The 21381-nt window shown below is 70.7% G+C and carries 19 protein-coding genes and 2 rRNA genes; 7 read left to right on the forward strand and 14 right to left on the reverse strand.

What is annotated here, in order from left to right:
- The 4 genes from ACIQM3_RS00005 to ACIQM3_RS00020 form a co-directional block, all read left to right on the forward strand.
- Positions 1–73 (forward strand): 23S ribosomal RNA (locus tag ACIQM3_RS00005); the annotation flags it as partial.
- 79 nt (positions 74–152) lie between these two features.
- Positions 153–269, forward strand: a 5S ribosomal RNA gene (gene rrf / locus ACIQM3_RS00010).
- 189 nt (positions 270–458) lie between these two features.
- Positions 459–866 carry a YciI family protein gene (locus ACIQM3_RS00015; RefSeq protein WP_401616611.1) on the forward strand — a complete coding sequence of 136 codons (408 nt, stop codon included), beginning with the start codon at positions 459–461 and terminating at the stop codon, positions 864–866.
- Between the two features lie 8 nt (positions 867–874).
- Positions 875–2017, forward strand: a complete 1143-nt coding sequence (locus ACIQM3_RS00020; RefSeq protein WP_401619887.1) for an RNA polymerase sigma factor — start codon at positions 875–877, stop codon at positions 2015–2017.
- A gap of 27 nt (positions 2018–2044) precedes the next feature.
- On the opposite strand, the gene ACIQM3_RS00025 is transcribed toward ACIQM3_RS00020, so the two are convergent.
- The 5 genes from ACIQM3_RS00025 to ACIQM3_RS00045 all read right to left on the reverse strand — a co-directional run bounded on the left by ACIQM3_RS00025 (position 2045) and on the right by ACIQM3_RS00045 (position 6815).
- Positions 2045–2713: a response regulator gene (locus ACIQM3_RS00025; RefSeq protein ID WP_401616613.1), complete on the reverse strand. Its 669-nt coding sequence runs from the start codon at positions 2711–2713 to the stop codon at positions 2045–2047.
- Entirely contained in the window at positions 2710–3975 is a 1266-nt protein-coding gene (locus tag ACIQM3_RS00030; protein WP_401616616.1) for a sensor histidine kinase, read from the reverse strand. Before ACIQM3_RS00030 ends, ACIQM3_RS00025 begins: the two co-directional genes overlap by 4 nt.
- Before the next feature lie 39 nt (positions 3976–4014).
- Positions 4015–4803 (reverse strand): ABC transporter permease, encoded by a 789-nt coding sequence (locus ACIQM3_RS00035; protein ID WP_401616618.1) that lies wholly within the window; start codon positions 4801–4803, stop codon positions 4015–4017.
- Positions 4800–5726, reverse strand: a complete 927-nt coding sequence (locus tag ACIQM3_RS00040) for an ATP-binding cassette domain-containing protein (RefSeq protein WP_401616621.1) — start codon at positions 5724–5726, stop codon at positions 4800–4802. The genes ACIQM3_RS00035 and ACIQM3_RS00040 overlap by 4 nt, the downstream gene beginning before the upstream one ends.
- 108 nt (positions 5727–5834) lie before the next feature.
- Positions 5835–6815: a GntR family transcriptional regulator gene (locus ACIQM3_RS00045; RefSeq protein WP_401616624.1), complete on the reverse strand. Its 981-nt coding sequence runs from the start codon at positions 6813–6815 to the stop codon at positions 5835–5837.
- A gap of 158 nt (positions 6816–6973) precedes the next feature.
- On the opposite strand from ACIQM3_RS00045, the gene ACIQM3_RS00050 reads away from it, so the two are divergent.
- Together ACIQM3_RS00050 and ACIQM3_RS00055 are read left to right on the forward strand one after the other, a co-directional pair.
- Positions 6974–8074 (forward strand): FAD-dependent monooxygenase, encoded by a 1101-nt coding sequence (locus ACIQM3_RS00050; RefSeq protein ID WP_401616627.1) that lies wholly within the window; start codon positions 6974–6976, stop codon positions 8072–8074.
- A gap of 53 nt (positions 8075–8127) precedes the next feature.
- Positions 8128–8682: a GNAT family N-acetyltransferase gene (locus ACIQM3_RS00055; protein ID WP_401616629.1), complete on the forward strand. Its 555-nt coding sequence runs from the start codon at positions 8128–8130 to the stop codon at positions 8680–8682.
- A gap of 22 nt (positions 8683–8704) precedes the next feature.
- Here ACIQM3_RS00055 and ACIQM3_RS00060 read toward each other — a convergent pair whose 3' ends face one another.
- From ACIQM3_RS00060 to ACIQM3_RS00100, 9 genes are all read right to left on the reverse strand, one after another.
- A complete protein-coding gene (locus ACIQM3_RS00060) occupies positions 8705–10264 on the reverse strand; it encodes a type VI secretion protein (protein ID WP_401616632.1) in 1560 nt (519 codons plus the stop codon).
- Between the two features lies 1 nt (position 10265).
- Complete coding sequence (locus ACIQM3_RS00065) at positions 10266–11684, reverse strand: ATP-binding protein (protein WP_401616635.1); 1419 nt, start codon at positions 11682–11684, stop codon at positions 10266–10268.
- Between the two features lie 18 nt (positions 11685–11702).
- Entirely contained in the window at positions 11703–13253 is a 1551-nt protein-coding gene (locus ACIQM3_RS00070; RefSeq protein WP_401616638.1) for an SCO6880 family protein, read from the reverse strand.
- Positions 13250–14590 (reverse strand): hypothetical protein, encoded by a 1341-nt coding sequence (locus tag ACIQM3_RS00075; protein ID WP_401616640.1) that lies wholly within the window; start codon positions 14588–14590, stop codon positions 13250–13252. Before ACIQM3_RS00075 ends, ACIQM3_RS00070 begins: the two co-directional genes overlap by 4 nt.
- Positions 14580–15452 (reverse strand): hypothetical protein, encoded by an 873-nt coding sequence (locus ACIQM3_RS00080; protein ID WP_401616643.1) that lies wholly within the window; start codon positions 15450–15452, stop codon positions 14580–14582. Before ACIQM3_RS00080 ends, ACIQM3_RS00075 begins: the two co-directional genes overlap by 11 nt.
- 189 nt (positions 15453–15641) lie before the next feature.
- Positions 15642–15950, reverse strand: coding sequence for a hypothetical protein (locus tag ACIQM3_RS00085; RefSeq protein ID WP_014047394.1), 309 nt, complete (start codon positions 15948–15950; stop codon positions 15642–15644).
- A gap of 370 nt (positions 15951–16320) precedes the next feature.
- The gene (locus ACIQM3_RS00090) at positions 16321–16974 is read right to left on the reverse strand and encodes a DUF402 domain-containing protein (protein ID WP_401616646.1); all 654 of its coding nucleotides are present in this window, start codon (positions 16972–16974) and stop codon (positions 16321–16323) included.
- Positions 16971–17873: an oxidoreductase gene (locus ACIQM3_RS00095; RefSeq protein WP_401616649.1), complete on the reverse strand. Its 903-nt coding sequence runs from the start codon at positions 17871–17873 to the stop codon at positions 16971–16973. Before ACIQM3_RS00095 ends, ACIQM3_RS00090 begins: the two co-directional genes overlap by 4 nt.
- A gap of 52 nt (positions 17874–17925) precedes the next feature.
- A complete protein-coding gene (locus ACIQM3_RS00100; RefSeq protein WP_401616652.1) occupies positions 17926–20493 on the reverse strand; it encodes a polysaccharide lyase family 8 super-sandwich domain-containing protein in 2568 nt (855 codons plus the stop codon).
- Positions 20494–20716: 223 nt separating this feature from the next.
- Between ACIQM3_RS00100 and ACIQM3_RS00105 the strand changes: the two genes are divergently transcribed.
- Positions 20717–21346 carry a class I SAM-dependent methyltransferase gene (locus ACIQM3_RS00105; RefSeq protein WP_401616655.1) on the forward strand — a complete coding sequence of 210 codons (630 nt, stop codon included), beginning with the start codon at positions 20717–20719 and terminating at the stop codon, positions 21344–21346.
- The last annotated feature ends 35 nt before the right edge of the window (positions 21347–21381 follow it).

A 21381-nucleotide genomic window follows, 5' to 3' on the forward strand; every position in this document is an offset into this window, starting at 1 on the left:
GTTGATAGGCCAGATGTGGAAGCCCGGTAACGGGTGGAGCTGACTGGTACTAATAGGCCGAGGGCTTGTCCTCAGTTGCTCGCGTCCACTGTGTTAGTTCTGAAATAACGAACGGCCGTGTTGTGTTCCGGTGTTGGTTAATTTCATAGTGTTTCGGTGGTCATTGCGTTAGGGAAACGCCCGGTTACATTCCGAACCCGGAAGCTAAGCCTTTCAGCGCCGATGGTACTGCAGGGGGGACCCTGTGGGAGAGTAGGACGCCGCCGAACAAATATTACGGACTAGCCCCGTGCCCTTGTGGCACGGGGCTTTTCTGCGTTCACGGTCCGTCACAGAGCGTCACGACTCGGAACGGTTCGAGAAAGTTTGGCCGGCGATGTCGAGAACCCGTGCCTGGCTTCGTCCCCGTAGTGAAGGCGACCACAATGAGGTCGCACCCCAGCATCGAGGGAGACGCAATGGCCAAGTACCTGCTGCTCAAGCACTACCGCGGCGCCCCGGCACCGGTCAACAACGTGCCGATGGATCGATGGACGCCGGAGGAGATCTCGGCTCACGTGCAGTACATGAACGACTTCGCGGCCCGGCTGGAGAAGACGGGTGAGTTCGTCGACGGTCAGGCGCTCGCCCCCGAGGGTGCGTGGGTCCGCTACGACGGTGAGGGCCGGCCGCCGGTCACCGACGGTCCGTTCGCGGAGACCAAGGACCTCATCGCCGGCTGGATGATCATCGATGTGGACGGCTACGACCGTGCCGTCGAGCTGGCCGGCGAGCTGTCTGCCGCGCCGGGGGCGGGCGGCGAGGCGATCCATGAGTGGCTGGAGGTGCGTCCGTTCCTGACCGCGCACCCCACCATCACGGAGTGACGTCACCGATGGACGAGGTTCTGCTCAGGAGCCTCACCCCGAGCGTGCTCACCGTCCTCGTCCGCCGCGGCGCTGATTTCGCGGCGGCCGAGGACGCCGTGCAGGACGCTCTGGTCGAGGCGCTCCGGGTCTGGTCGGCCTGTCGGCCGCGCGACCCCAAGGGCTGGCTGGTCACCGTGGCCTGGCGCAAGTTCCTCGACGCGGCCCGCGCGGACACCGCCCGCCGCCGGCGTGAGGACCGCGTAGAGGTGGAGCCGGCGCCCGGGCCGGCGCCGGCGGTGGACGACACGCTCCAGCTCTACTTCCTGTGTGCCCACCCGTCGTTGACCCCGGCATCGGCGGTCGCGCTCACGCTGCGCGCCGTCGGTGGGCTGACCACCCGCCAGATCGCCCAGGCCTATCTGGTGCCCGAGGCGACCATGGCGCAGCGCATCAGCCGGGCCAAGCGCACCGTCTCGGGGGTGCAGTTCGAGCAGCCCGGCAACGTGGCCACGGTGCTGCGCGTGCTGTACCTGGTCTTCAACGAGGGTTACTCCGGTGATGTCGACCTTGCCGCCGAGGCGATCCGGCTCACCCGGCAGCTCGCGGACGCGATCGACCACCCCGAGGTCGCGGGGCTGCTCGCACTCATGCTGCTCCACCATGCCCGGCGTGCGGCCCGGACCGCGCCCGACGGCAGCCTGGTGCCGCTCGCCGAGCAGGACCGGGGGCTCTGGGACACCGGGTTGATCGCCTCAGGGGTGGAGATCCTGCAGGCGGCGCTGGCCCGTGACCGGCTGGGCGAGTACCAGGCGCAGGCCGCCGTCGCGGCGCTTCACGCCGATGCTCCTGCTGCGGAGGAGACCGACTGGGTGCAGATCGTCGAGTGGTACGACGAACTCGCGCGCCTGACGGACAGCCCGGTGGTCCTGCTGAACCGTGCGGTTGCCGTCGGCGAGGCCGACGGACCGCGCGCCGGGCTGGCGGCGCTCGACGGGCTGGACCCTTCACTGCCCCGCCACACGGCGGTGGCGGCGTACCTCCACGAGCGGGACGGCGATCTGGCCACGGCGGCACGGCTGTACGCGGAGGCGGCCCGTAAGGCGTCCAATCTGGCCGAGCGTGACCATCTGACTCGCCAGGCCGCCCGGCTCAACCGTGCTCGACTGTGAAGGCTGTGAACGGCGTGAACGGCGTGATCACCGCGGGTTCACCATGCGGGTGTCGTACGCCAGGATGACCGCCTGGACGCGGTCCCGGGACCCCGTCTTGGCCAGGATGCGGGTGACGTGCGTCTTCACCGTCGATTCGGCGAGGTGGAGGCGTTCGGCGATCTCGCTGTTCGTCCAGCCCTGTCCGATGACCGTGAGGATCTCCCTCTCCCGCTCCGTCAGCGACGCGATGCGCGGGTCCCCGCCGGCGGGGCTGTCGCCGGGTGCTGCCGGCAGGTGGTGCACATAGGCGTCCAGGAGCCGGCGGGTGAGGCTCGGGGCGACGACCGCGTCCCCGCTCGCGACAGCGCGGATGCCGGAGAGCAGCTCCTCGGGCAGCGCGTCCTTGACGAGGAAGCCGCTCGCGCCGGCCCGCAGGCCGTCGTAGGCGTACTCGTCCAGGTCGAAGGTCGTCACGATGAGGACCCTGGTGCGGGCTCCGGAGGTGACGATGCGGCGCGTGGCCTCGATGCCGTCGAGTCCCGGCATCCGGATGTCCATCAGAGCGACGTCCGGGTGGTGGCGGGCGACCAGGCCAACCGCCTCCGCGCCGTTGGCCGCCTCACCGACGACGGTCATGTCGTCCTGGCTCTCCAGCAGCATGCGGAAGCCGAAGCGCTGCATGGCCTGGTCGTCGGCGATGAGTACCGTGGTCACGGCGGTGTGTCCTCCAGGGGAAGGCGGAGTCGTGTCTGCCAGCCGCCGGCGGGGAGCCGGCCCGATTCGAGTGTGCCGTTGTAGAGCGACGCGCGCTCACGCATTCCGCCGATGCCCCGTCCGTGGGGGGCGCTCCCGCTCTCCGGGGGCTGCGGGCCACCGCCGGAATCCGTGGCCCGTACCTCCAGGCCTGTAGGCGTGTACGTGAGGGAGATTTCGGCGGTGGCCTCGGGGCCCGCGTGCTTGAGGGTGTTGGTGAGGGATTCCTGGACCACGCGGTAGACGGCGAGTTGGTGCCCGGGCGAGGCGGGTTCGGGCGGCGGGGTGCCGTGGACCGTCAGGCGTACGGGCAGTCCCGCTTCCCGTACGCCGGTCAGCAGGTTGTCCAGGTCGGCGAGTGAGGGCTGGGGTGCCAGGTCGGCGGCCGGGGCCGGTTCGCGCAGGACGCCGAGTACGCGCCGTAGTTCCGCGAGGGCCTGCCGGCTCGTGGTGCCGATGGCTTCGAGGGCCTGGCCCGCGCGTTCCGGGTTCTTGGCCGCGGCGTACGCCCCGCCGTCGGCCAGGCCCGTGATGACGGAGAGGTTGTGGCCGATGATGTCATGCATCTCGCGGGCGATGCGGGCGCGTTCGGCGGCCGCCGCGAGCTGGGCCTGCTGGTCACGTTCGCGTTCGAGCCGGTGGGCGCGTTCGACGAGGGCCTCGGTGTACTCACGGCGGGTACGCACGACTATGGCGAGCAGCGTGACGAAGACGAATCCCCAGAGGTAGGAGACGAGTTGCCGGTCCGCGGTGCCGGGGATCAGGATCGCGCCCGCCGCGGCGGGGAGGCACATCACCAGACCTGACCAGGCGAGGGTCCTGAGGGGCAGCCGCAGAGCGATCGTGTAGACGGGGATCAGCTGGAGGAAGGCGGCCTGGACGACGGCGCCCGTCCAGATGTTGACCAGCGAGACGGGTGCCATCAGGAGGAGCACCGTCACCGGTCTGCGGCGGCGCCACAGCAGCGGGACGGAGAAGCACAGGCTCATCAGGAGGACGAGAGGCTCCGGCGCCTCCATGTTGTGGGCGACCGTGCGCCAGCCGCCGGTGCTGTAGTCGAGCACCGCGACGACGACCCAGAAGCCGGTGACCGTGATGTCCCACAGCCTCGGCCGGCGGCGGTCGAGGGCGCGGAGCCGTTGCACGAGGTCCTGGATGTACGGGGTCAGCGGGGCGCCGCCCGGGGCCAGGTGCCCCGGGTGCGGGTTCTTGTCGTCGCTCACCCTGTCGGTCCTCCGTCCGTGCTTCACCGTGCTGTCCCGTTACGCGTCCCTGCGGCGCAGGAGCATCGCGCCCGCGGCGAGGGACGCGCCCGCCCACAGGCAGAGGGCCAGGAGCGCCGGGCCGGTGCTCGCGGTGCCCGGGATCGGGGTGGCCGAGCCGAGCGCTCCGGCGGCCTGGGTCGGGAAGTACCGCAGGACGCTGTCCACGGCATCGTACGGAAGCATGCCGAGGACCTCGGGAAGGATCAGGACGCAGCCGATGTACGCCCCGATGCTGCCGGGTACGGAGCGGAGGGTGGCGCCGAGGCCGAGGGCGATCAGGCTGAGCAGGGTGATGCCGGCCGAGTTGCCGGCGATCGCGCCGAGGACGCCCGGGTCGGTGAGTGCGGCGGCCTGGTCGGTGTCCCGCAGGAGCAGTTGTGCGGCGAGGAAGGTGATGAGAGCCGTGGCGAACATCGAGGCGAACGCGACGACGGTGAACACAGCGGCCTTGGCCCACAGGACGGGCAGCCGGCGCGGTACGACGGTGAGGGAGGCACGGATCATGCCGGTGGAGTACTCGCCGGCCGTGACGAGGATGCCGAGGACAGTGACGCACAGCTGGCCGAGCAGGGTGCCGTAGAGGACGAGGACGACGGCGTCCACGTCGGAGTCGCCGCCGTCCGAGGTGTAGGTGGCGCCCATGACGAGCCCCACGCCGAGGGTCAGCACCGCCGCCGACAGGAGCGTGATCCAGGTCGAGCGCAGGGACCAGAGTTTGTGCCACTCGGAGCGCAGGACGTGGCGTGGGGTGACGCGGTACGGGGAGGGCGCGGTCGCGGTGGTCATGCGGGGACTCCGGTCATGGGTGCGGTGGTCCGGTACTCGACGGATTCCTGGGTGAGGTCCATGAAGGCCTGTTCCAGGGAGACGGTCTGCGGGGTGAGTTCGTGGAGCGGGATGGCGTGGCCGGCGGCGGTACGGCCGATGTGGGCGGCGTCGGCGCCGTGGACGGTGAGCTCGTCGGCGGCGCCGGTGGTGATCTGCACCCCGGGGCCGGTGAGCAGGGTGCGCAGGGTGTCGGCCTGCGGGGTGACGACCTTGACGGACGTGCCGCCCGCCGCGCGGACCAGTTCGCCGACGGTGGTGTCGGCGAGGAGCCGGCCGCGTCCGATGATGACGAGGTGGTCGGCGGTGAGCGCCATCTCGCTCATGAGGTGTGAGGAGACGAGGACGGTCCGGCCCTCCGCGGCGAGGGAGGTGAGCAGGGTGCGGATCCAGAGGACGCCTTCGGGGTCCAGCCCGTTGACCGGTTCGTCGAGGATGAGGGTCGCCGGGTCGCCGAGGAGCGCGGCGGCGATGCCGAGACGCTGTCCCATGCCGAGCGAGAAGCCCTTGATCCTCTTGTGGGCGGCTCCGGTGAGGCCGGCCAGGTCCAGGACGTGTTCGACGCGGCTGCGGGGGATGCCGTGGGTGTGGGCGAGGGCCATGAGGTGGTTGAAGGCGGTGCGCCCCGGATGGACCGACCGGGCTTCCAGGAGGGCCCCGACCTCGGTGAGCGGTGCGGGGTGGGTGGTGTAGGCGCGGCCGCCGATGGTGGACCGGCCGCCGGTGGGGGCGTCCAGTCCGAGCAGCATGCGCATGGTGGTCGACTTCCCGGCGCCGTTGGGGCCGAGGAAGCCGGTGACGGTGCCCGGGTGGACGGTGAAGTCCAGGCCGTGGACGACGGTTGTGCCCCCGTACCGCTTGGTGAGTTCGTATGCCCTGATCATGTGGTCGACGCTACGGAGCGGGCGCGTGGCGGTCGTCCGACCGCGGGTGGGATGTGGAGGCTGCCGTAGTACCGGGGTACGACGCGGAGAACGGTGGCCCCGGGCAAGCTATCCGTGCGATCCGCTCCCGCCGTCGATGACCGGAGCCAGGCCGTCGAGGAGGGCCTTGAGGCCGAGCTCGAAGAGGGCGTCGAGGCGGAGGTCGTAACCGTCCTCGAAGGAGCCGACCACCTTCGTGAACGTCGGGAAGCGGCCGGAGTCGACCAGTGCCCGGAGAGCGTGGGCGCGGCTGTCCATCCACTGTTCGTCGGACTGGCCTGTGGCCGCCTCGGCCTGTGCCTCCCGTTCGAGATGGATCGCCAGTCCCTGGACATGGCTGAAGAGGAGTACGTGGATGTCGAACAGCTCGGTGGTCGCCGGACCGTGCCCGTCGAGGGCGCTGAGCGACCACTCGCCGTGGACCATCAGGTTGGGGAGGAGCAGGGGGCGGGTGAGTGACGAGAGCTGTGCGAGCCAGGGGTGCCGCCGGTGCAGGGTCCACAGCGTCCGTGCACCGAGTTCCAGGCGGGCACGCCAGCCGTCCGGAACCACGGCGGGGTAGAACTTCTCGCCGAAGGCGGCGTCCGCCATGAGCAGGATGAGGTCGTCCTTGCCGGTCACGTACCGGTAGGGGGACATGGCGCCGACGCCGAGCCGGGCGGCGACCCCGCGCATGGAGAGAGCGGAGAGTCCCTCGGTGTCCGCGATGTCGATGGCGGTGCGCACGATCCGGTCCAGGGTCAGGTCCTGCTCGGGGGGCGGGGCCGGGAGTGCGCCGGAGGACGGGACGGGCGCGCGCCCGCGGGGCCGGGTGACGGGTGCGGCGACGACCGTGCCCGCACGTGGCTGCGTCTCGACGATGCCTTCCATGCGGAGGTGGGTCAGGGCCTTGGTTGCGGTTGCGAGCGCGACGCCCCAGTCCCTCGCGATCTGGCGGGTCGACGGAACGCGTTCTCCTGGGGCCAGTTCGCCCTCTCCGATGCGTCGGCGGATCTCGGTGACGATGCGTAGATACGGCGCCTCGTCCGTGTGTCCTGTGGCGTTCGTCACGTGGAGTGGCCTTTCGGTTCTGTACTAGTGCAGGTGGTAGCGGCGGCGATGATCCCTGACCGGCATCTGTCCTAGTGCAGCACGGAGAAATGCCTGGTGGTGGGCGGTGCGCGTACGCCGTACGTTCAGATGGATACAGCGTACGAGAGGAGCTTCTGATGCGCACTGTTCTCATCTCCGGCGGAGGCATCGCCGGTCCCGCGCTCGCCTATGGGCTGCGTCGCCACGGGTTCGAGGTCACCGTCGTCGAACGGGGGCCGGGATTGCGGCCCGGAGGGCAGGCCGTGGACGTCCGGGGCGTCGCGCTCGACGTGATCGAGCGGATGGGCCTGCTGGAACCGGCGCGTCGGGTCCGTACCCGCATGCGGGGCATGTCGATCCTCGACCCCGACGGCAAGGAGGTCGACCGTTCCACCGAGGCCACCTTCAGCAGTGGTCGGCTGGACAGCGACGACATCGAGCTGCTCCGCGAGGACCTGGTGCGGCTGGTGTACGAGTGCACGCGCGGAGACGTGGAGTATCTCTTCGGGGACACCGTTACGGCGCTGGACGAGGACGGGGCCGGGGTGCGGGTGGACTTCGCCCGTGCGGCGTCCCGTTCCTTCGACCTCGTCATCGGGGCCGACGGCCTGCATTCGACGGTACGGCGGCTGGCGTTCGGGCCCGAGGAGGGCTTCTCGCACCACCTCGGCAGCTACCTGTCGGTGTTCGGCGCGGACAATTTCCTCGGGCTGGAGGACTGGCAGGTATGGCTGAGCGACGGTGACGTCGGCTTCGGCATCATGCCCGTACGCGGGAACACGGAGTTGCGGGTCGCGTTCGGGTTCGAGTCGGGGCCGCTCGCCCGTGACGCCGACGCACTGCGCCGCATCATCACGGAGAGGCTCGCGTCGCTGCGGTGGGAGGGGCCGCGTCTGGCTGAGGCCGCGCGCCGAGCCCCCGACTTCTACTGCGATGCCATGGCGCAGATCCGGATGGACCGCTGGTCGCGCGGCCGGGTGGCCCTGCTCGGTGATGCCGGCTACTGCCCTTCTCCCCTCTCGGGGCAGGGCACCAGCCTGGCGCTCGTGGGTGCCCATGTGCTGGCCGACTCCCTGGCGCAGGCATCCGGCGATCACACGGCCGCCTTCGCCCGTTACGAGGAGCGGATGCGCGACTTCGTCGCTCTGAACCAGGCGCTGGCGACGGAGAACCCCGGCGGGCCCGCATCCGAGGCGTCCGTCGAGCACGCCAAGAACGCCCTGTCGCTGGACGGCTGAGGGCCCGGTGTATCTCGTTTGCCGTGGTGGGGGCGGCAGGGCACGATCGGCGGATGGACTACGTAGTGCGTGCGGTGCGGGCGGAGGAGTGGGAGCGGGCCAGGGAGATCCGGCTGGCGGCGCTGCGGGACCCGGTCGCCCCGATCGCCTTCCTGGAGACGTCGGAGCAGGCCCTGGCCAGGCCCGATGTGTTCTGGCAGGAGCGGACGGCGAGTGGTGCCGAGGGGGCGCACGTCCGTCAGTTCGTCGCCGAGGCTCCGGACGGGCAGTGGGCGGGGACGGTGTCGGTGCTCGTCGAGCGGCCGGCGGGCGAGCCGGGGTTCGGGGAGGCCGCGGAGGTCGACCAGGCCCACCTGGTGGGGGTGTTCGTCCGGCCGGAGCACCGGGGGAGCGGGGTGGTGGACGCGCTGTTCCGCGAGGCCGTCGACTGGGCCTGGTCGCTGGCCGGGCCGCCGCTGGAACGGGTGCGGCTCTACGTCCACGAGGCCAACGCGCGTGCCGAGGCCTCCTACCGCCGGATCGGCTTCGTCCCCACGGGGCGGACGCTGCCGATGCAGGGTGATCCGACTTCCCTGGAACTGGAGTTCGAGATCCGTCGGCCGAAGTAGGACCGCCCGTCGGTCCTCGCGGTCAGCTCGGGCCTGGTGCCGGAAGGCGTTCCCGCCAGCGGGCACGGGCCTGTTCCTCGGAGCGGAGCAGGACGAGGGCGGGCATCCCCTGGTCCTGGCCGGTGAGAAGCAGTTCCGGCAGCTGGGGGAGCGGAGCCACGGCGGCGACGTCGTCGAGGACGAGCGTCATTGGTGGGTCGAGCCGACCGTCGGTTGACCGTGCGGCCATGCGGCGGCCGTGCTCGACCACGTGCGAGGCGAGTGCGGTGAGCAGGGGCATCGCACCGGGGTGGTGGTGAGGATCCTCGATGGGTTCACCGACCACATAGAGCGTTCCCCCTTCGTGTGCAAAAGAATCCAGCACGAGCGCATCGGCTCGGTTGGGTGTGCACGCTTCCCGGATGTGGACCGAGGAGAGCGCCTCGAAGGCCCGCACGGTCAGTTCCTGGGCCATTTCCCGGCGTTCGGGATAGGCGGTGAGCTCGGACTCCAGGAGCCCGGCGAGCCCGGACGCCGCCCTGGGGTGCGTACGGAGCACGCGGACCGGTTCGTGGCCGCCGGAGCCGGAGGCCCAGCGGTGGACCTGGCGGAAGGGGCGGCCGTCCACGGCGGCGGCGTGCAGCCAGCACCGGAGGAGGGTCTGGGCGGTGTCGGCGACGGCCGCGTCGGCCCTGGCGAGGGGGCGGACCGGGGTGAGGAGGGCGGCCGCCCGGGAGCCGGCGGTGGCGGGGTCCTCGCAGCCCGCGACGGGGGACCAGTGGAGGCGGTCCGGGGTGTCGCAGAGGTGGCCCGGGTCGTAGACGAGGACCGGCCCGAGCTTGCTGCGGGCGTCCTTCGTCTCGGCCCAGACGGTGGGGTCCGAGGTCACGACGAGTGCGGGGCCTTCGGCGTCCTGGATGGCCTGGACGACGGCGGGGCGGCGGGCGGCGGAGGCGCCGTAGAGGATGCGCGGGGCACGGGGCGTGGGCACCAGCGGGGAGGGCTCTCGCGCGTACGCGGCGAGGGCGGGCTCCTGTGCGTACGGGGCTGCCGCCACGGCGGCCTTCCCGGGGTCCGGTACGGGGGCCGGAGCGGTTTCCACAGGCGCCGGAGCGGTCGCCCAAGGTGCTGCCTCGGTGGCCGTCGCTTCCCGTGGGGGCTCCTGGACCGCCGGGCCTGTGCGCACGGGGTCCCGGTCGCGTCCGGACGGTGCCGGGGTGGCACGCCTCTGCTTCCGGACCAGCCGCCAGCGGGCCACCACACCCACCGAGAACACGGTCAGGACCAGCAGCACCATCACCTCGCCGATGAACAGGCCCCAGAACAGCCCGTACCCGGAGAGCTCGCCCGGCGGGGTGTCCGGCCAGGCGCCCGGCAGGTCCGTCGGCGCGCCGGCCAGGGCGCGCAGCGCGAGTGGCGTCCGCGGGAACGTGACGCCGTCCGGCCAGCCACCGTGGGCGAACAGTCCGGCTAGGCCCGTGGCCGTCCAGGCCAGGACCGTCAGCCCGAAGAGGAAGGCCAGGAGGCCGATCAGCAGTCCGTCCGGGACACCGCCCTGGCCCTCGCCGCCGCGCCCCGAACCGGATGGTGCCTGGCGTGCCATGTCATGCCACCGTTGACTCGGACGACTCGTTCAGCCGTTGCTGGTGCTCGATCCGCGCCGCCCGTTGCTCCGCCTCCAGCTCCGCGGCCCGTACGTCCTCGGGGAGCAGGTCCGCCGCGGAACCCTCGGTCATCGCGCGGTCGGTGAAGACCAGGGGGCGTTCCGCCTCGGTGATCAGGTGCTTGACGACCTGTACGTTGCCGTTGACGTCCCATACGGCGATGCCCGGGGTCAGCGTCGGGATGATCTCGACCGCCCACCGGGGCAGGCCGATGACCTTCCCCGTCGCTCTCGCCTCGTCCGCCTTCTGCGCGTAGATCGTGCGGGTGGAGGCCATCTTCAGGATGGCCGCCGCTTCCTTCGCCGCGGCTCCGTCGACGACGTCGCTGAGGTGGTGGACGACGGCGACGAAGGAGAGCCCGAGGCGCCGGCCGAACTTCAGCAGGCGCTGGAAGAGCTGCGCCACGAAGGGCGAGTTGATGATGTGCCAGGCCTCCTCGACGAGGAAGATGCGCTTCTTCCGGTCGGGCCTGATCCAGGTGTGCTCCAGCCAGACGCCGACGATCGCCATGAGGATCGGCATCGCGATGGAGTTCCGGTCGATGTGCGAGAGGTCGAAGACGATCAGCGGTGCGTCGAGGTCGATGCCGATCGTGGTCGGGCCGTCGAACATGCCGCGGAGGTCACCGTCGACGAGCCGGTCCAGGACGAGGGCGACGTCCAGGCCCCAGGCCCGTACGTCGTCTATGTCCACGTTCATCGCCGCGGCGGACTCGGGCTTCGGGTGGCGCAGCTGCTCCACGATGTCCATCAGGACCGGCTGGCGGTCGACGATGGTGTCGGTGACGTACGCGTGTGCGACCTTGAGCGCGAAGCCGGACCGCTCGTCGAGGCCATGGCCCATGGCGACCTCGATGATCGTGCGGAGCAGGGCGAGCTGGCCCGTCGTGGTGATCGAGGGGTCGAGCGGGTTGAGCCGGATCCCGTCGTTCAGCGCGGCGGTCGGGTCGAGGCGGATGGGCGTGATGCCCAGCTCCTCGGCGATGAGGTTCCACTCGCCGACGCCGTCCTCGCCCTGGGCGTCGAGGACGACGACCTGGCGGTCGCGGAAGCGGAGCTGGCGGAGCACATACGTCTTCTCCAGCGCCGACTTGCCGTTGCCGGACTCGCCGAGCACCAGCCAGTGCGGGGCCGGCAGCTGCTGCCCGTACAGCTGGAACGGGTCGTAGATGTAGCCCTTGCCCGAATACACCTCACGCCCGATGATCACGCCGGAGTCGCCGAGGCCGGGCGCGGCGGTCGGCAGGTAGACGGCCTGGGCCTGGCCCGTCGACGTACGCACCGGCAGCCGGGTCGTCTCCACGTTCCCGAAGAGGAAGGCGGTGAAGGCATCCGACAACGCGGACAGCGGATCTCGCATGGCGTGACTGCCCTCTCGTTAGCGACGGATGCCGGTGGCGAACGGCAAGGTGTTCACAAACGCGCGATGGTGCTCCCGGTCGCACCACTCCAGCTTGAGATACGACTTGCCGGCGGAGGCCCGGATCGTCCGCTTGTCGCGGGCGAGTGCCTCGGGGGACCGGGACGACACGGTGATGTACCCCACCAGATTCACCCCGGCCGCGCCGCTCGCCAGATCTTCACCCCGCTGGTCGAGCCTGCCGTGGGCGGCGATGTCGCGCGGGTCGACCGTGCGGTTCATCTTGGCCTGGCGGCTGGCTTCGGCGTCGTCGTTGGTCTTCTCCGTGAGCATGCGCTCGATGGCGACCTCGGTGGGTTCCAGGTCCATGGTGACCGCGACCGTACGGATCACGTCGGGCGTGTGGACGAGGAGAGGGGCCAGGAAGTTGACGCCGACGGGAGTCATCGGCCATTCCTTCACCCAGGCCGTCGAGTGGCACCAGGGGGCGCGCGTCCTCGACTCGCGGGTCTTGGCCTGGAGGAAGGTCGGCTCGACCGCGTCGAGTTCGGCCGGCCAGGCGTTGCGCTTCGTCATCGCCTGGATGTGGTCGATGGGGTGGTCCGGGTCGTACATCGAGTGCACGAGGGAGGCCAGCCGGCTCTGGCCGAGCGGCTGGCGGACCCGGATGTCGGCCTCGGCGAGGCGGGCGCAGATGTCGGTCAGCTCGCGTGCCATGACGACGGCGAGCCCCGCGTCGCGGTCGATCCTGCGGCCCCCCTTGGGGCGTACGGCGCGGGCCATGGCGTTGGCCTCGGCCGCCAGGTCGCGGCTGTAGTGCATGCAGGCCACGAGGTAGGCGCGGTGCTGCTCGCTGGAGGTCGACACCATCGACTGGAGCTGGTCGTAGGACTCCTGGAGCCAGCCGGGCGCCGACCTGTCACCACGCTGGGCGACGTCCTTGGCGTGCGCGTCGGGGTCGGCGGGGAGCGTACGGGCCAGCATCTGGAGGCGGGTCACGAAGCCGTCGCCGTTGGCCACGTGCTTGAGCAGGGTGCCGAAGCGGTCGACGAGGGCCTCCTGGTCCTCGCTGTCACGCAGGCCGACCCCGGGGCCCTCGATCTCGATGGCGGCGGTGACCGTACGCCGGTCGGCGTGCAGCAGTACGGCGATCTCGTCGGGGCCGAACGGTGCGGCGAGCCAGCTGATCCGGCCGATGCCCGGCGGCGGCCCGATCTCCACCTCACGCCCGTCGGCGCTGACCCCGGCCTCCATGGCGGAGGAACGGTAGGCCGTGCCGCGGCGCAGGGTGCGCTTGAAGCTGCGGTTGATTTCAAACCATTTGTAGAAGGTGCGGCCCTTGTACGGGAAGTACACGACGGCCAGGGCCAGCATGGGGAAGCCCACGAGCGCCACGATCCGGAGGGAGAGGACCGGGACGAGGAGTCCGCTCATCATGCCGAGGAACGCTCCGGCGATGATCAGCGCGATCTCGCCCGTCTCACGGTTCTTGCCGACGATCGCGTTCGGCCGGGCTCGGCCGATGAGATACGTACGGCGGGGCGCGATCGTGTGGGACTGGGTCGTCAACGCCCTCCACCTCCTGTGCTCGTGTTACCTGTGCTGCCTGAACCGCCTCGGGGGGAGCGGCTGCTGTGAGGGGTGCCGGAGGTGGGTCCGGACCCGCTCCGGGGTGAGGGCGCGGAGCCGCCTCCGCCCGGGGTGCGGGAGCTGTGGGCGGCGACTCCGCCGCTGGCCGGATTGGCGGGCCGCGCGCCTCCGCCTCCGCCACCTCCCTCACCTCCGCCGCCGCGGCCGCTGTGCGTCTTGATGCCCTGGGAGACGAGAGCGGCGGGCGAGCTGATCATCGCGGCGGCCTGGGAGCCGTCGGTGGCCTGCTTGCGGTTGGTGCGGGCGCCCTGGATCTCGTCGCCGAAGCCGGGGACGAAGCGGTAGATCATGGCGGAGGCGAAGATGGCCAGCAGGATGATGGCGAGGCCGGACACGACGGCCGAGAAGGCGTTGGGCCCGTCGTCGGCGGAGAGCGCCCCTGCGAGCCCCAGCACGATGACGATGACGGGCTTCACCATGATCACGGCGATCATGATGCCCGCCCAGCGGCGCACGTGGCCCCACATGTTCTTGTCCACGAGCCCGGAGTACACGACGACACCCAGCAGGGCGCCCACGTAGAGCAGGGCGGCCCGGATCACGAGCTCCAGCCACAGGATGCCGGCGGCGAGGATCGACACGAGCGATACGACGATCAGCATGATCGGGCCGCCACCGATGTCGGTGCCCTTCTTGAGCGCCTCGGCGAACGAGCCGAAGAACACATCGGTCTGCCCGCCTGTCGCGGCGGAGATGACTTCGGTGACGCCGTCGGTGGCCGAGACGACCACGTACAGGATCAGGGGGGTGAAGGCCGAGGCCAGGACCGTGAGCCAGAGGAATCCGATGGCCTCGGAGATCGCGGTGGTGAACGGCACGCCCCTGATGGCGCGCTTGGCCACGGCGAAGAGCCAGAGGACCAGGGTGAGGATGGTGGATGCGGCGAAGACGACGGCGTACTGGGTGCGGAAGGTGGAGTTGGTGAAGTCGACGGTCGCGGTGCTCTCCACGGCCTCGCTCAGCTTGCCCACGAGGTAGGCGGCGGCGTCGGCGCAGCCGCGGGCGAGGGAGGTGAGGGGGTCGAGGGCTTCGTCGGTGATGGGGGGAGTGCTGCGGTCGGTTGCTCCGGCTTCGCCGTCCTCGCAGTAATCCTTGGCCAGCCCGACGATGAGGTCGCAGGGGTTATCGCTGGTACTCGGCGACGGCGTCGGGGTGGGCGCCGCGTAGGCACGAGATGCCAGGACGATCATCGCGGCCGGAAGGCTTCCCAGGATTCCGGCAAGAGAGAGGGCTCGGAACCGGCGGCTATCGGGCATAGGTGAAGCCTCCGTATCCGTCAACCGCACCGGCGATGTCGTCCGCAGTCGAGGCCCGGTTGTCGCCGTTGACGGGTGTCGGGCCCTCCGCCTGGGTCGAGGACTCGATCTTCCAATCGTCCCCGACCCACTTGAGCTTCTCGGTGATGGTGAACCAGGTGGCGGTGACAGGCTTGGTGGAGCCCTGACCTGCCATGCCGACGAGGCCCGTGCACCAGACCTCCACGGTCGCGTCGTCCGTGCCCTGGGCCGTCACCTTCGTTCCCACCGGAATGGTTCTGGAGACAAACGTCAGTCCGCTCGGTGTGCTGCCGTCGTCATTCAGTCCGACGTTCGCGAGGAAACTGGGGGAGTACGCCTTCTCCATGTCCGCCTGGAGGGTCGCAACCACGACGGGGTCGTGGGTGGCCTGCAGAATGCCGTCCCGCTTCGTCTTGTCGAACATCTCCGCAGACCCCAGCGCCACCGCGTAATTCGCCGCCGCGCTCTGCGCCCCCTGCTCGTCGTGCGCGAAGCCCGAGGCGATCGTGCCATTCTTGCCCTGGACCGGCTTCGTGCCCGTCGCGGCCGTGGGGCCCGCTCCTGCGGCTTCGGACTTCTTCTCGTTGCCGCCACCGCCCTCCGACCCGCCGCCCCCGCCCTGGTTCGCGAACGCGATCGCCGCGACCAGCAGGACCACCACGCCCACCACCATGATCAGCGAGCGGGAGTTCCGTGCGGGCCGGCGGCCGTAGCCGTCGCCCTCGTCGCCGCCGGGCAGGCGCGTGCGTGTCTGGCGCGTCCCGCCGAGGGTGCTGTACGCGTCGTCCGGGTGGCCCCCCGGCTCGGTGCCGCCGTAGCCGCGCTCGTCGCCCTGGCTCATGCCGCGTACGCCCCCTCAGCCGTGTGCAGTTCCGCGTAGTACGACCGTAGCGGTGCTGGTTTCCGCGTGGGCGCGGTGTGGTGACTCGACATCAGGGGACGCAACCTCTGCCGGTGGGCACGACGGACGGGTGGTGTGGGGTGGACGGGTTACGGGCGGCCCGGGGGCGGGCGGCGGCCTGACAGGCGGTCAGACAGCCATGCCGTACACAATGGTGAACAGCGTGCCCAGCGATCCGATGATGAAGACGCCGGTCAGCCCCGCCACGATCAGGCCCTTGCCCTGTTCCGCGCTGAAGGTGTCGCGCAGCGCCGTCGCGCCGATGCGCTGTTTCGCCGCACCCCAGATCGCGATGCCGAGACAGAGCAGGATGGCTACCGCCATCACCACCTCGATCATGATGCGCGCCTCGTTGCCCAGGGTCCCGAACGGCCCCCAGTTCGGGGCGATTCCGCCGATGATGGTGGTGATATCGCCCTTTTCAGCTGCCAGGATCATGTAAGTCACCGCCCCTGTTGGGTAGTTCGCAGCCCGCGCCGTGCGACACGGGTCGGCCTCTATCTTCGCTGATGAAACCGGCATCGCACGACGCCTTCCCGGGTCTCTTTACCCGGATCTCGCACGTTTGACCGGAGAAGCCGCCCTGACCTGCGGCTCGCGTAGGGATCTGCCTGCATATGCATGGTTACTCTGTGTATCACGCGGTGTGACGGCTAGCAACGACGGTGGCCATGGTTCCGGATGCGGTCGATGCGTTCACGGGTCGGCGAGCATTCGTACGCGCTGTTCGAGAGCCGTGTGTGCGCCGGTGGCTTCCGGCCGACGGGTCATCAGGTGCCGTACGGGGAAGGCCTCGCGGCCTTCCCTCTCAGAGCACGGTGCGTACGGGCTCCGGCCCCCGGGCCGGGGTCTTCCAGTGGGACGGTGGCTTGAAGTCGCACCAGGAGCCGTCGAACGGGAACGCCCCCGACGCGGCGAGACGGGCCACGCGTGCCCCCTCGGCGCGGATCGCTGCCGCCTCCTCCGCCGACCAGTACGCGGGGTGCCCGGTCTTCTCGGCGAACGACCGCTCGTCCTTCCATCGCCAGCTGCGGTCCGCCGCCACGGTGATGTCCAGCTCGTGGTCGGCCACGTCGATGTCCTCGCCGTGATGGGTCCGGTGCTCCAGATTCACGTACCAGCCGGCGAACTTCTGCCTCCGCCCGAAGAACCAGAACACCGCGTGGCCGGCCCCGGCCGGCTGGTGGATGAGCGCGCTGCCCATGGGCCACCGGCCGGCCCTCGTCGGATAGCCCTGGGCCGGCCGGTGCTCGGGCGCGATGTCCCGGAGGTGGGCCCCACGGGGCAGGTGTGTACGCCACATCGGGGTGCCGGTCTCCAGCCACACCAACTGGCCCTCGTCCGTGTGTTCGACCAGGCGTACGGGTACGGAGGAGCTCAGATGTCCGCCGATGAAGAGGTTCCAGCGCAGGACCTGGCCGGTTTCCGCCCTTGCCTCGCCCCCGCTCCCGGTGCCGCTCATGACGCGAGGAGGCTCAGGTCTTCCGGCGTGAGCCTCAGCGCCCCGGCGGCCACGTTCTCGGCGAGGTGGTCCGGGTTGCCGGTGCCGGGGATGGCGAGCACGTGCGGCCCCTGGTGGAGCGTCCAGGCCAGGCGTACTTGCGCGGGTGTCGCCCCGTGGCGGCCGGCGACGGTCAGCACCGCCTCGCTCCGGTCGTCGCTAGAGCCCTCCTCGCGCCCCGCTCCTGCGATGGCGAAGAACGGTACGAAGGCGATGCCCTGCTCGCCGCAGGCGCGGAGGAAGGCGTGGTCCTCGGCGGGGGAGCCGATTCCGTACGCGTTCTGCACGCAGACCACGGGCGCGATGCCCTGAGCCTCGGCGAGCTGTTCCGGTGTGGTGTTGGAGATGCCCAGGTGGCGGATGAGTCCCGCCGTGCGGAGTTCGGCCAGGGCGCCGAAGTGATCGGCGACGGACGCGGTGTCCTGGCTGCGCGCGAGGCGCAGGTTGACCACGTCCAGGTGGTCACGGCCGAGCTGGCGCAGATTCTCCTCGACCTGGCCGCGGAGCTGCTCAGGAGTGGCCCAGACCCATGCGCCGGAGGGGTCCCGGCCGGGGCCGACCTTGGTGGTGATGACCAGGTCGTCGGCGTACGGGGCGAGCGCGCTGTTGATGAGCTCGTTGGCGGACCGCAGCGGTGAGAAGTAGAAGGCGGCGGTGTCGATGTGGTTCACGCCGAGCTCGGCGGCGCGGCGCAGGACCTCCAGTGCCCGGGCCCGGTCGCTGGGGGTTCCGTCGCCGAACGCCGCGCCGTTCTGGGGGAGGCGCATCGAGCCGAAGCCGAGGCGGTTGACCGTCAGGTCGCCGAGCTTCCAGGTGCCGGAGGCCGATGCGTTGATCGTTTCCGATGATGAGGGCATCATCGGATTCTTCCACCGGCCGGGTGCCGGGCGCCCCCTCTCGCCCTGGTTCCTGTCAGGGCCTCTCGGTCAGAGTCGCCGTGAAGCTCCGCCCGTAGGCCTGGTGCGTCGTGATGTCGAGGCGGGTGCCGCCGGGGACGTGCCGGACGCGGACCCCGGGGTCGGCCGAGACGCGTCGCAGGGGCCGGCCGTGGAGGGTGAGCGAGACGGTGCGTCGCTCCGTCGTGGGGTCCGACACCGCGATGGCGTACGTGCCGCCTCCGGTCCGGCGCAGCAGGACCGACGCCGGGCCGTCGATCGAGAGGCGTCCCGCGTGGTGCGTCCCCGGGGTGAAGGCGTTGGCGGCGGTGATGCCGAGATGGGCGTGTACGGCGGCCTGCAGGCGGACCGTGTTGGACAGCACGGAGAGCGGGCCGTGGGCGTACGACGACAACTGCTGAGCCGAGGCGTTCGGGACGAGGGCGTGCGCCGTCGCGATGGGGCGCCCTCCGGCAGCCTGCTCGTAGGACAGTGTGAAGAGCTGCTTGGTTACCGCCGTGTCCGCGTTGGTGAGCCGTACGAGACGCCGGCTGCGCGTGACCGTGCCGAGTGCGACGACCGGGGCAGGGCCGGACAGGAAGACGTAGCCGACCGCGGTTCCCTGCCCTTCGTCGGCGTACCGCAGCCAGGCCGGCGGTGCGGTCCCGGCGGCCTCCCAGGGGGATCCGTCGCGGAGGCCGCCCGTGAGGGCGACGGGGGAGGACGGGTCGGCGATGCGGCTGTCGACCGTCGTGGTCGCCGCGCGGCCCGCCAGGCCGGTCACGCCCGCGGAGAGGACGAGGATCTCGTCGTCGAACATGAGCCACGACCTGGTGGCACCCGCGGCCCGGTAGGCGACGAAGTTCCCGGGCAGTGTGCCCGCCTGCTGGGCGGCGTACGCGGCGTCGTCGGACTGCACGAGACCGGCCACCCCGTACGCGCCGAGGCGGGCGCCGCCGGAGAACGCCTGGGTGCCGCGGGGGAAGTAGACGTACGTGTTCTGGGACTCGGAGGACGAGGTGAAGCCGCGCTCCGGATTGTCGTACCAGAGGGTGCCGTAGAGCTCGGGGACGGTGCGCCGCGTCTCGACGGGGGCGGTGACGCCCGCGAGGCGGTGGGGCGGGACGGCGGTGAAGTAGTCGATGCCGAACGCCTGCCGCTGGTCGGCGCCGGAGAGGTAGAGGTAGTGGGCGCCGTCACCCTGGAACCAGGGCATCAGGTTCTCGCCGCTCATGTACTCGTACTTGCTGACGCGTTCCGAACTGCGGGCGAGGGCGAAGGCGTAACCGGGCCGGCGGTGGACGGTGCGGTCCATCGCGTTGAACGCGCCGTGGGTGGCGGCGGGGCCGAGGTCCCGGGCGGGCGCGGGTGAGGCGAGGATGTCGGCGTAGCGGGCGATGCTGACGGGGGAGACGAAGGACGTGGTGTCGAGGGCCACCTTCGAGGTCTCCCGCACGTGTTTGACGTATCCCTCAAGAGCTTCGGCGTCGCTGCCGGCGGTGTGTGCGGAGAGGTCGACGACCGCCTCCACGACGGCGGTGACGTCCGCGTATCCCGTGCCGGTCCGGGAGACCGCCCGCCCCTTGACGATCTCCATCATCCAGCCCTCGAAGATCAGCGGGGCGAAGCCGTCGGCGACCCAGCCCTGGACGACGCCGACGAGGCTCTCGTCGGGGAGGTAGCCGGTGCCGTCGAGGATCTTGACGGTCTGGACGATCCGGGTGAGCAGCCCCTTGCCGTAGGAGCCGGTGTACGCGACGGAGGAGTGCTGGACGAACGAGCCGTCGGCGTAGAAACCGTCGGTGACCCCGTGGCGCGGCTGGTACGGGTCGACCGTCGAGTAGACGGTCAGCTGGTCGGCGAGGGCCTTGGTGATGCGGGCCTCGTCACCGAGCAGGGCGCCTTGAAGGATCCGGTTCGTCGTGATGTCGGCGAGATTGGCGCCGGTGTGGAAGCGGGAGTCGAGATCGACGTCGCCGTCCTTGCCGTTGCGGAGGTACGCGTCCATGGAGGCGATGTACGTCGCCGTGAGCTCCGGCCGGTATGCCGCGAGCTCCTCCCTGAGCAGGACCAGGGTCTTGGTCACATAGGCCGGGATGCCGATCTCCCAGTGGAACCAGTTGCCGTAGTAGCCCTTCGACTGGTCGCCGAACCAGTCGTCGTGAAGCCGCGCGAGGCCGTCGACGACCCGGCGCCGGACTGCGGGCGCGTCGCGCGGGCCGGAGGCGTCGGCGCCGGGGAGGCAGGTGGCGAGAGCGATCTCGTAGAGGTACTGGTACGACGTGCTCAGGTTGGGATCGCTGGTGCCGAGCGGTACGCCCTCGAAGAGCTCGTCCGGCCCGGCGCCGTCCATCGCGGCGAGCCTGGCCTGCGCCGTCGCCCGCACGGAGGCGAGTTTGGGTGCGACCTCGGGGCGGGCGTTGGATTCGGCGGTGCCGGCGAAGACCGCGACGGTGTTGGTGAGCAGGGCGGCCGGGACCCTGTCCGAGGAGCCGGGCGAACCCTGTGAGGCGGCGGGAGCGGCCTCCGCCCGCAGTGTCTGGGACAGTGCCCAGAGGGTGGCGGCGGGGATCATGGACAGTGCGGAACGACGCGAGAACTCCACCAGTACGCTCCAAAGTCCGGCCGTAAGCGCTTGTTCCCCCTGCCGCCCAGCCAAGCAACGGCTTCCGACCGATGTCAACGGCCCGGACCCGTTGACAGTGCGCGGGCAGCTCACTCGCGTACTGGCGGCCGGATCGAGAACCGTGCCGTACCCGGAGCAGGCCTCCCAGCGGATGTGGGAAGGCAGGCCCCCGCCCTCTTCGATCTTTGTTAGCTTCCTCCCCGTGGCGGGACACCAGGACAGAACCAGGACGGCCTACGACGGGGTCGTCGACCTCTACGCGTCGCTGTTCGCCGACCGGCTGGAGACACAGCCGTTCGCGCGGTCCATGATCGGCACATTCGCCGAGTTGGTGCGCGGGACGGGGAACCTGCGGACGGCCGACGTCGGCTGCGGTCCGGGGCATCTGACGGCCATGCTCAGCGACCTGGGGCTGGACGCCTTCGGGCTCGATCTCTCCCCGGGCATGATCGACCACGCCCGGCAGACCCATCCCGCGCTGCGGTTCGACGAGGCGCGCATGGAAGCCCTGCCGGTCGAGGACGGCGCGCTCGGCGGTGTGCTGGCGCACTACTCGATGATTCACACCCCGCCCGGTGAACTGCCCGCGCTGCTCGCCGAGCAGGTCCGCGTCCTGGCCCCTGGCGGGCTGCTCATGGCCTCGTTCTTCGGGACCGACGGGCCCGAGCCGGTCCGCTTCGACCACAAGGTGGCACCCGCCTACAGCTGGCCGGTGGAACGGTTCGCCGAGCTGCTCGCCGGGGCCGGCCTCACCCCCTTCGCCCGGCTGCTCTTCGACCCTGCCTCCGAGCGGGGCTACCTCGACACCCACGTGCTGGCCCGCCGCCCGTAAGGGGCGCACCGCCGCCGCTGTGCCCGGGCCCTTAG

The sequence above is a fragment of the Streptomyces sp. NPDC091271 genome (genome assembly GCF_044757505.1).
Lineage (GTDB): Bacteria > Actinomycetota > Actinomycetes > Streptomycetales > Streptomycetaceae > Streptomyces.

Bases quoted from the DNA above. Each gene is read 5' to 3' on its own strand.
- ACIQM3_RS00080 (WP_401616643.1), bottom strand. From the start codon at position 15,452: ATGAGCCAGGGCGACGAGCGCGGCTACGGCGGCACCGAGCCGGGGGGC.
- ACIQM3_RS00050 (WP_401616627.1), top strand. From the start codon at position 6,974: ATGCGCACTGTTCTCATCTCCGGCGGAGGCATCGCCGGTCCCGCGCTC.
- ACIQM3_RS00035 (WP_401616618.1), bottom strand. From the start codon at position 4,803: ATGACCACCGCGACCGCGCCCTCCCCGTACCGCGTCACCCCACGCCAC.
- ACIQM3_RS00090 (WP_401616646.1), bottom strand. From the start codon at position 16,974: ATGAGCGGCACCGGGAGCGGGGGCGAGGCAAGGGCGGAAACCGGCCAG.
- ACIQM3_RS00040 (WP_401616621.1), bottom strand. From the start codon at position 5,726: ATGATCAGGGCATACGAACTCACCAAGCGGTACGGGGGCACAACCGTC.
- ACIQM3_RS00055 (WP_401616629.1), top strand. From the start codon at position 8,128: ATGGACTACGTAGTGCGTGCGGTGCGGGCGGAGGAGTGGGAGCGGGCC.
- ACIQM3_RS00020 (WP_401619887.1), top strand. From the start codon at position 875: ATGGACGAGGTTCTGCTCAGGAGCCTCACCCCGAGCGTGCTCACCGTC.
- ACIQM3_RS00015 (WP_401616611.1), top strand. From the start codon at position 459: ATGGCCAAGTACCTGCTGCTCAAGCACTACCGCGGCGCCCCGGCACCG.
- ACIQM3_RS00075 (WP_401616640.1), bottom strand. From the start codon at position 14,590: ATGCCCGATAGCCGCCGGTTCCGAGCCCTCTCTCTTGCCGGAATCCTG.
- ACIQM3_RS00095 (WP_401616649.1), bottom strand. From the start codon at position 17,873: ATGATGCCCTCATCATCGGAAACGATCAACGCATCGGCCTCCGGCACC.
- ACIQM3_RS00085 (WP_014047394.1), bottom strand. From the start codon at position 15,950: ATGATCCTGGCAGCTGAAAAGGGCGATATCACCACCATCATCGGCGGA.
- ACIQM3_RS00065 (WP_401616635.1), bottom strand. From the start codon at position 11,684: ATGCGAGATCCGCTGTCCGCGTTGTCGGATGCCTTCACCGCCTTCCTC.
- ACIQM3_RS00060 (WP_401616632.1), bottom strand. From the start codon at position 10,264: ATGGCACGCCAGGCACCATCCGGTTCGGGGCGCGGCGGCGAGGGCCAG.